The sequence below is a fragment of the Legionella sp. km772 genome (genome assembly GCF_003989735.1).
In the GTDB taxonomy this organism is placed as follows: Bacteria; Pseudomonadota; Gammaproteobacteria; order Legionellales; family Legionellaceae; genus Legionella.
Window position 1 is genome coordinate 1 of the sequence record NZ_RZGQ01000124.1, and the last position, 8,097, is coordinate 8,097.

Consider the following 8,097-nt stretch of genomic DNA (forward strand, 5'->3'; position numbering starts at 1 on the left):
CATCATACTATCAAAGTTCCTATCGCGGGAGAGGGGGTAGATCGAAGTGAAATTAAAAAATCTGTGACCAATTCAAAATAAAATCTTGTCTATAAAAACTTCAGGGACGTTGCCTAATATTTTCATGGATAGCAATTGTCTTTTATATGCACCCCCCATTAAAGGCTTAGTTATTAGAGAAAAATCACTGATGCAGTTGTCCCTACCTGTGCGAACCAAAATTTCATTCTTAGGAATGCCTAGGGCCAAACTTTCATCTCAAGGGTTGAAATGGGAACTCACAAATACTCATTTAGATTTTCCAGGAAGAACATCTTGTTTTAATCGAGTACAACAATCCCCCATTACTATAGAAGTCGATCAGGGCGCCGTTCTACTTTTAGTTTATGAACAAAAAATCGATGATGCGGGCTCCTAGTCTTCCTATTCCATGCACTTAGAGATAGTCCGCACCGATGCGCTTATTGCACTATTTTTTCTAAAATATGAATTACCTTATCTTGTTGCTCAGCATTAAGTTTGGGATACATCGGCAGACTTATAGCCTCCTCATAATACTGTTCTGCAACAGGAAACATCCCTGCCCTAAAACCCAGCTGTTGGTAATAGGGCTGTAAATGTGCTGGAATGTAGTGCACATTCACGTTAATCCCCTCCTGTTGTAAAGCGGCGAATATTTCTGCACGCGAGGATGCTAATTGTTCTAAATGTAAGCGAATAACATAAAGATGAAAGGCCGAATAGCATTGAGGGGCCTGAAACGGGAGAGTAAGTGGTAAAGGTCCAAGCCCTTCATTATAACGCGCAGCAAGCTTATGGCGCTTGTCGATAAAATCATTTAAACGGTTAGATTGACTTAAGCCTAAAGCTGCTTGTAGATCAGTCATACGATAATTAAAGCCTAAGGCTAACTGTTCATAATACCAAGCCCCTGGAGAGGCTTGGGTCATTAAATTTTCATCACGAGTAGTGCCATGGCTTCTTAGGAGGCTAATGCGCTCCATTAATTGAGGATCATTGCTGACAATCATCCCCCCCTCGCCACTGGTAATTATTTTAACGGGATGAAAACTAAAAACGGTAGCCTCACTAAAAGCACAATTCCCAATCATTTGCTGCTCATATTTGCCCCCTAAGGCATGGGAGGCATCCTCGACGATTTTAAAGCCGTAATATTGCGCTAAATCATAGATTCTTTTCATATCGCAGGACTGGCCTGCAAAATGCACAGGTACCACAATTTTAGGTAAATTCCCGTCAAGTTCAGCTTGAATTAATTTTTGCTCTAAGGCCTGTGGACATAAATTATAGGTGGCTTTATCGATGTCGACAAAATCTACGTTTGCACCACAATGTAAGGCAGCATTGGAGGTAGCCACAAAGGTATTAGGGCTGGTCCAAAGCCAATCCCCTTCACCTAAATCCATGGCCAGATAAACCAGCTGCAAAGCGGAAGTAGCGCTATTAGTAGCTAAAGCATATTTGCTTTGACAATAGGAGGCAATAGCCTGTTCAAACGCCGGAATCATTGGGCCTTGCGTTAAAAAATCAGATTGAAGAACAGCAATTACCGCATCAATATCCTCATTATTAATATCTTGGCGAGCATAAGGAATAATCATCTAAAACCCTTCTTTTATATTAAGTTCTTTAATTTCTTCTACAGAAAGAAAAACAGGGTTTTTATTAGAACTGTATTCAAAGTCCTCTTGCACCGGTTGACCAATTTCATTTAATTGATTTTTTTTAAACTCATTAGATCGGGAATAAAAAGTAATCGCAGGTTTTAGTACGTAATGATCAGCATACTCTAAGGTCAAATGAGCATAGTCTGCTGGACACATTACTTCATGAAGCTTTTCTCCGGGGCGGATTCCAATAATTTGGCTAGGAATATGAGGTGCCATCGCTTTAGCTAAGTCAACGATACGCACTGAGGGGATTTTAGGTACAAAAATCTCCCCGCCTTGCATGCGGGAAAAGTTTTTAATTAAAAAATTAACCCCTTGCTGTAAAGTAATCCAAAACCGGGTCATCCGTTCATCAGTAATAGGCAAGAAGGGAGACTTTTTTTGGATTAAACTTTGGAAAAAAGGAACGACCGAACCGCGCGAACCAATAACATTACCATAGCGCACTACAGAAAAGCGGGTGTTCGCTTTTCCTACAATATTATTTGCAGCAATAAATAATTTATCTGAGGCTAATTTGGTAGAGCCATATAGATTAATGGGGTTTGCAGCCTTATCCGTGGATAAGGCGATAACTTTATCCACTTTATTAAAAATAGCCGCTTGAATCACATTTTCAGCACCATAAACATTAGTTTTTATGCACTCCATAGGATTATATTCAGCAGCAGGAATTTGTTTTAAGGCGGCTGCATGAACAACAAAGTCTACTCCATGCATGGCCTGGGTTAAGCGTTGTAAGTCTCTAACATCTCCGAGAAAATACCGCAGGCAAGGTTGAGAAAACTCTTGTTGCATTTCAAATTGCTTGACCTCGTCCCGGGAATAAATAATTAAGCGTTCCGGTTTATACGTGTTTAAAATGGTTCGAATGAATTGTCTGCCAAATGACCCAGTACCTCCGGTAATTAAAATTGATTTATCATTTAGCATCCTAGCTCCTTTTATTTTTGCTCTTTAGCTATCTTAAAATAGGACTACTAATTAAAGCAAATTTATTATATTAATCAATGTGCTTTATCCTAGATAATCAGCGGAATTAAACTTATACTCAAAAAAGGTCGTTTGCAAAGTGAAGAGTTCATCAAGCATGTGGAACAAAAATGCGTTAATGGATTAGCTATGAGTAAATTCTTAGGGAAAAAAGTCCTAATTGTACTTACTGAAGGAGGGCAAACATTTGGCTTTGGTCATCTTACTCGCACAATTTCTATCGCCAAGCAATTTGAAGAGTATAATTTTATCGTCCACTTTATCGTTCATGGAGACGAAAGCATTGCAACCATACTAAAAGATTACTCGCTTACTCGCCTAAATTGGCATGACGAATTTCAAAAAGCGCTGCCCCATATAAAAGAAAACGCCTTCCTCTTAGTCGATTCAATAGCGATTACCAATGAACAACTTCTTCTCCTTGAGCACCTTAATAATACCCTGGTTTATATCGATGATGAAAAAAGGCGTAATATTTTAAATAAGGGTTTTGTAATAGATTGGACTGTGGGGCTCAATGAGGCCCTGCGTTTTATCCCTAGAAAAAAAAATGTTCACTATTTACTGGGTAGTCGCTACACCCCTCTTAGACCGGGTTTCCAAACTGCTCCCAAAAACCCATTAAGAGCCCAGATTAAGCAAATCATGATTAGTTTTGGCGGTTCTGATGTAAGAAACCTTACCCCATTAATCCTTCATTATCTCCAACAACATTTTTCAAATTATCAAATGAATGTCATAGTAGGCGGAGGTTTTACGCATGTTAAAGATTTACAAGTATTGGCTACCAGTAAGACTAACCTCATTTACCACGCCGATGCTTCTATGATGATCCAAATAATGCAACAATCTGATCTCGCAATTGCCGCAGGAGGCCAAACGCTCTATGAGTTAGCCAAAATTGGCTTACCTACGCTTGGGATTCTGTTAGTGGATAATGCAAAAGAAGATACTCTGGGATGGGAAGAGGTTGGCTTTTTAAAATACCTGGGTGCTTATGATGACGAAGCGCTCTTAGACAAGCTTCATGCCAATTTGCTCACGCTCCAAGATCCCTCAGTGCGAAAAGCCATGCAAAGCGCGGGTTTTCAAGCGATAAGTGGCAATGGGGGGGAGCTTTTAGTTAAATCAATTTTAGGTGATCATAATGATAGCATTTGAAAGTCGAGCATCGCTCATCCTTTATAATTACCTTAAATCAAATCAATTTCCGCATAAATTTATTTTACCTCTTAACGTCTGCCCCATCGTACCCGCCACCTTTTTAAAAGCAAAGGTCGAATTTGAATTTATTGATATTTCCCCGCTAAGCCTTTGTATTGATGAAACACTGCTGCTAGAGAGAATTCAGCAAGATCCGCAGATCTCAGGAGTACTCTTTGTCAATACCTTTGGTATCGAATTAGACAACAGCGTTTTTTTCCAAACCATCAAAACAATTAATAAAGAGATAGCCATTATTGATGATTGCTGCTTGAAAATCCCAAATTTCAACTACCAGATAAAAAACTCAGTCGTCGATTTAGCATTATTTAGTACGGGTTATTCCAAGTATGTGGATATTGCTTGGGGAGGCTTCGGGTTCCTTTCCGACTCTACGACCTACTCCCAACACCCTTTAGCCTTTAATCCTAAGGATTTAGTCAATTTTAGCAAAATGACTCAAGCAGCAATCGATACCGAGCGTTTTTTAGACTACCCAGATAATGATTGGTTGGGGAGCGAAATTCAGCTTTACTCTGACTTTAACAAATATAAACAACGTATCCAAACAGAAAAAAATAAAGTCGCGGCCCATAAAAAGAAACTTAATACCATTTATCAAACCATGCTTCCCTCCAGCATTCAGTTGGGAGATAAATTTTCTAACTGGCGATTTTCTATTTTAGTACCTAATAAGGAAGAACTACTAAAAGAACTATTCAAAAACCATCTTTTTGCTAGTAGTCATTACAAAGCCATTGATTTTATGTTTAAAAAAAAACCCACCCCAGATTCACAAGCAAAAACTATCCATGACCACATTATTAATCTTTTTAATGACTTTCGTTTTAGTGAAACCCAAGCTCATGCAGCTTGCAGAATAATCAATCAGCTAGTGAACTAAGGGGATAGAGTGAACATTACACACTTAAAAGGTTTGAGGTTTCCCGATGAATACTTTATTAAATTTTTTTATAAATTCAATTTTCACCAGCAAGCACCTAAGCTTCGTTTCTTAGAGTTAGGTGCCGCTAACGGGTGTAATCTTGCTCTCCCCTACCAATATCATTTTCCAGTTATTGGCGTGGAGCTAGATCCTCTGCTTGTAGAATATGCTAATCATAATTTCAAACTCTATAACCAAGACAACGCCTATGATTTTATAGCCCAAGATATGCGGATATTTTGCCAAGAACAAAAGGAGCTTTTAGCCGATATTCTGGTTTTGGCTAATTCACTTTATTACATCCCGAAGAGTGATTTTATCAAATTGTTAGAAGATCTAAGTGCCAATCATCTCATTCAAACCAAAGCGCCCTTTTTCATCCGCTTTCGCAACCTTGATGATTTTAGATATAACAAGGGAAAAAAAATGGCAGAGAATACCTTCATTTTAGAAAACGGTATCACTGGAGAAGATGGGGCTTTATGTGTCTTTTATGAAGCAGATGAAATGGTCACCCTTCTTCGCGCCAAATTAGGAGTGAGCCAGTTCCAAATAATGAACATTCATTACGATAATATACAAAATGATAGCTTAGTCAATAACAGCGACGTCGTAGTATGGGGTTATGTGAACCTATGAAAAATTTATTTATTTTAGGCGGAAGCCAATTACAAATGGATCTTATCTTAGAGGCCAAAAAATTGTTTTTCTATACCTTCGTCTTAGATAAGAATCCTGAGTGTATGGGCGCGAAATGGTGCGATGAGTTTTTAGCCATTGATATAGCGGATAAAGAGTTAGTTCTAAAACTTGCTAAAAAATATAACATTGCTGCTATTGTGACTTCAGCCACTGAACTGGGGAATATCACGGCCTGCTATGTGGGTGAAAAATTGGGATTGTATACTAATAGCTATCAAACAGCCCTTAATACCACCAATAAATTAAAGATGAAGCGTATAGTAAACAGCATCAATGTTAAAACGGCTCAATACAGCTTACTTGATAAAGATAATAAAGCTTTAAACTGGTCTAGTTTTCCGGCGGTGGTTAAACCGACAGATAGTTCCGGTGGTAGAGGATTAACTTATGTGACTTCAGAAACCGAACTTGACCTAGCAATTAATAAAGCAAGGGCTTATGCGACCAATGAGCAAATTTTAATAGAAGAATATATTGATGCAAATCAATACAGTATTGAAACGATAAGTTGCAATGGTAAACATCAAATTTTAGCGGTAACCCATGAACATATCAGAAAGCCCCCAGACATTTTAGAAAAGGCGCACATGATTCCTGCCCATTTGGATTCTGCGGCAAAATCAACCCTAGAAAAGCTAATACCCCATATATTAGACGCGTTCCAAATTAAATATGGTGCCTGCCATATTGAACTTAAGCATTTGGACAATAACGAGCTTTACCTGATAGAAATAGCCAGTCGCACAGGTGGTATGCGAAGCGAAATGATTAATTTAGCTTATGGGATAAGTTATTCTCAATTACTTTTGTTGGCAGCGCTCAATATAGAGTCCGCTTTAGATATAAAGCCTATCAGGGAGGTCTGGTGTAAATTTATTATCAATTACTCCATGTATGAAGAATATTTAGCTGATAGTAAGAATCCTGATTTAATACTCTTGCAACCCCAATTGATCAAGGTAAGTTCTAAGAACTTTCAGGCCAATAATTTACATGAAAGTGCAGGCTATTATTATACTATAAAAAAAGATGAGTCCTCCTGAAAATTTGGGAACAGATGACTTGGTCAATATCTCCGGAGTAAGTCAGGATAGATGTGCGATTGGGGTCATTTCATTTTTAAAACGGCCTATAACCCTCACTGCGTATAGGTCATAGGTTTTTTTTATAGAATTAGCTTTAAGATTAAATACCAAGCCCACTAAGTGAGCCAGCATAGTGGGCTTAACGATAACTGACAAGCATCCTGTTTTACAAAAACAAAGTGATTTTCACCCCAGAAACATGAAATTGAGCTAGAAATTAGGAGAGCAATAAAGCATTAGATAAATCCTCATTAGTTTTAAGGTCTGGGCGACTCACTGACAATATTATTCAATGTATCCACCATCTGCTCCAAAACATCCAATTTTATTATCGAACTAAATGTTTCTCTTGTGGTCCTTGAAAACATTTGGTCCAACATTGGTTTTACCTCTTGAACTGCATTTTTACAACTCTTCATGAAAAGAGATAGATCATCGTCTTGGCGAAATTGTTTTTTTGCTTCATTCAAGGTGGATAAAAGAGTGTTAGCCGAAGCAAATGCTGTAGAAATTGCCCTATTTCCCCTTCCTAACCTCCCCAAATTACGCAAACCCATATCGACAAGCCTCATCCTTTTATCAAAATCGATTTTAGTGAGAATGTCCTCTGCGTCTACTTTTCTTGTTTGAGCACCAAAAAAGCCATGCGGATTGCCCCGGGTCTGCCCAAGGTAAAAGGAGAGGTTGGTAAGGCCATCAAGCTTTAAGGCATGATAGTGGTCAGAGGTATTTAGGGCGTTAGGGTCAAGGTAAAGCAAGGAGTTGACTATAACTTTAAATAGGCTGGTAAAAGAATCCCCGTATTTCTGAGTTAATTGAGCTACACATTGGGCTTGCTCCTCAGCGCTGAAATTAAGGCAGGCAAGAGGTGCGGCACTGTCTGGGTCTAGGGTAGTGACATACTCCTTATAAGCCTTAGCCATGGCCTCTTTGTTGTTCAGGGTGGCTAGTTTGGTTTTAAATAAACTTAAGGCAAAATCCCGCACTTCTTGCCTGATGTCCTCGTCAGTAAGTAGTTTTAGTAAAGGATGGCCGATTACCGATTGGAATAAGCGGCGTTTGACTCCGGAATAACACGCAGACTTATCCCCCTCTAAATCATCGTACTCTTCCCAAACACCCTTATTTAAACGGGTTTTATCCCAATTATGTGCCCAGCCAATGAGCATCAGCTCACGGATAAAATGCTCCATTCGCCCTTCAAGAGTATGGCCATCGGTAGGTGGAATAGCGTTATCTTGTGCAGCAAGCCAGCAGAGGGCAATTAGGAACTGGTATTCTGCAAAACTAGACCATTTTAGGCTTCGGTCGTGTTCATCCACATAGACGTAGGAAGCCTGTTGATGCATCCAATAATTGGGTTTAGACAAATAACGCCAAGCACTGTGGTAGGGGTGTTTATAGTATTCCTTTAGCGCTTCTTCTTGCTGCTTTGGACTTAACGCTAATGCCCTAAATTGACTAAAGTCAAGCGGTA

General features: G+C 39.0%; 6 protein-coding genes and 2 pseudogenes. 5 read left to right on the plus strand and 3 right to left on the minus strand.

The features are described from left to right. Window positions 1–115 precede the first annotated feature (115 nt). Window positions 116–418: pseudogene (locus ELY15_RS11430) on the plus strand (thiamine diphosphokinase); the annotation flags it as partial. A gap of 43 nt (window positions 419–461) precedes the next feature. On the opposite strand, the gene pseC reads toward ELY15_RS11430, so the two are convergent. Together pseC and pseB are read right to left on the minus strand one after the other, a co-directional pair. Further along, window positions 462–1,622, minus strand: coding sequence for a UDP-4-amino-4,6-dideoxy-N-acetyl-beta-L-altrosamine transaminase (gene pseC, locus ELY15_RS11435; RefSeq protein ID WP_127100123.1), 1,161 nt, complete (start codon window positions 1,620–1,622; stop codon window positions 462–464). Next, the gene (gene pseB / locus ELY15_RS11440) at window positions 1,623–2,624 is read right to left on the minus strand and encodes a UDP-N-acetylglucosamine 4,6-dehydratase (inverting) (RefSeq protein WP_127100125.1); all 1,002 of its coding nucleotides are present in this window, start codon (window positions 2,622–2,624) and stop codon (window positions 1,623–1,625) included. 189 nt (window positions 2,625–2,813) lie between these two features. Between pseB and ELY15_RS11445 the strand changes: the two genes are divergently transcribed. The 4 genes from ELY15_RS11445 to ELY15_RS11460 are packed head-to-tail and all read left to right on the plus strand — an operon-like array spanning window position 2,814 to window position 6,578. Further along, window positions 2,814–3,845: a PseG/SpsG family protein gene (locus ELY15_RS11445; protein WP_127100127.1), complete on the plus strand. Its 1,032-nt coding sequence runs from the start codon at window positions 2,814–2,816 to the stop codon at window positions 3,843–3,845. Beyond that, on the plus strand, window positions 3,832–4,791 hold the full coding sequence (locus ELY15_RS11450) for a DegT/DnrJ/EryC1/StrS aminotransferase family protein (RefSeq protein ID WP_127100129.1): 960 nt from the start codon (window positions 3,832–3,834) through the stop codon (window positions 4,789–4,791). The genes ELY15_RS11445 and ELY15_RS11450 overlap by 14 nt, the downstream gene beginning before the upstream one ends. Window positions 4,792–4,800: 9 nt before the next feature. Then, window positions 4,801–5,472, plus strand: coding sequence for a class I SAM-dependent methyltransferase (locus ELY15_RS11455; protein ID WP_127100131.1), 672 nt, complete (start codon window positions 4,801–4,803; stop codon window positions 5,470–5,472). After that, window positions 5,469–6,578, plus strand: coding sequence for an acetyl-CoA carboxylase biotin carboxylase subunit family protein (locus ELY15_RS11460; protein ID WP_199744213.1), 1,110 nt, complete (start codon window positions 5,469–5,471; stop codon window positions 6,576–6,578). Before ELY15_RS11455 ends, ELY15_RS11460 begins: the two co-directional genes overlap by 4 nt. Window positions 6,579–6,877: 299 nt before the next feature. On the opposite strand, the pseudogene ELY15_RS16165 reads toward ELY15_RS11460, so the two are convergent. After that, a pseudogene (locus ELY15_RS16165) lies at window positions 6,878–8,097 on the minus strand (hypothetical protein); the annotation flags it as partial.

Excerpts from the sequence above, each read along its gene's own strand:
- pseB (WP_127100125.1), bottom strand. The coding sequence starts at position 2,624 with ATGCTAAATGATAAATCAATTTTAATTACCGGAGGTACTGGGTCATTT.
- pseC (WP_127100123.1), bottom strand. The coding sequence starts at position 1,622 with ATGATTATTCCTTATGCTCGCCAAGATATTAATAATGAGGATATTGAT.
- ELY15_RS11460 (WP_199744213.1), top strand. The coding sequence starts at position 5,469 with ATGAAAAATTTATTTATTTTAGGCGGAAGCCAATTACAAATGGATCTT.
- ELY15_RS11445 (WP_127100127.1), top strand. The coding sequence starts at position 2,814 with ATGAGTAAATTCTTAGGGAAAAAAGTCCTAATTGTACTTACTGAAGGA.
- ELY15_RS11450 (WP_127100129.1), top strand. The coding sequence starts at position 3,832 with ATGATAGCATTTGAAAGTCGAGCATCGCTCATCCTTTATAATTACCTT.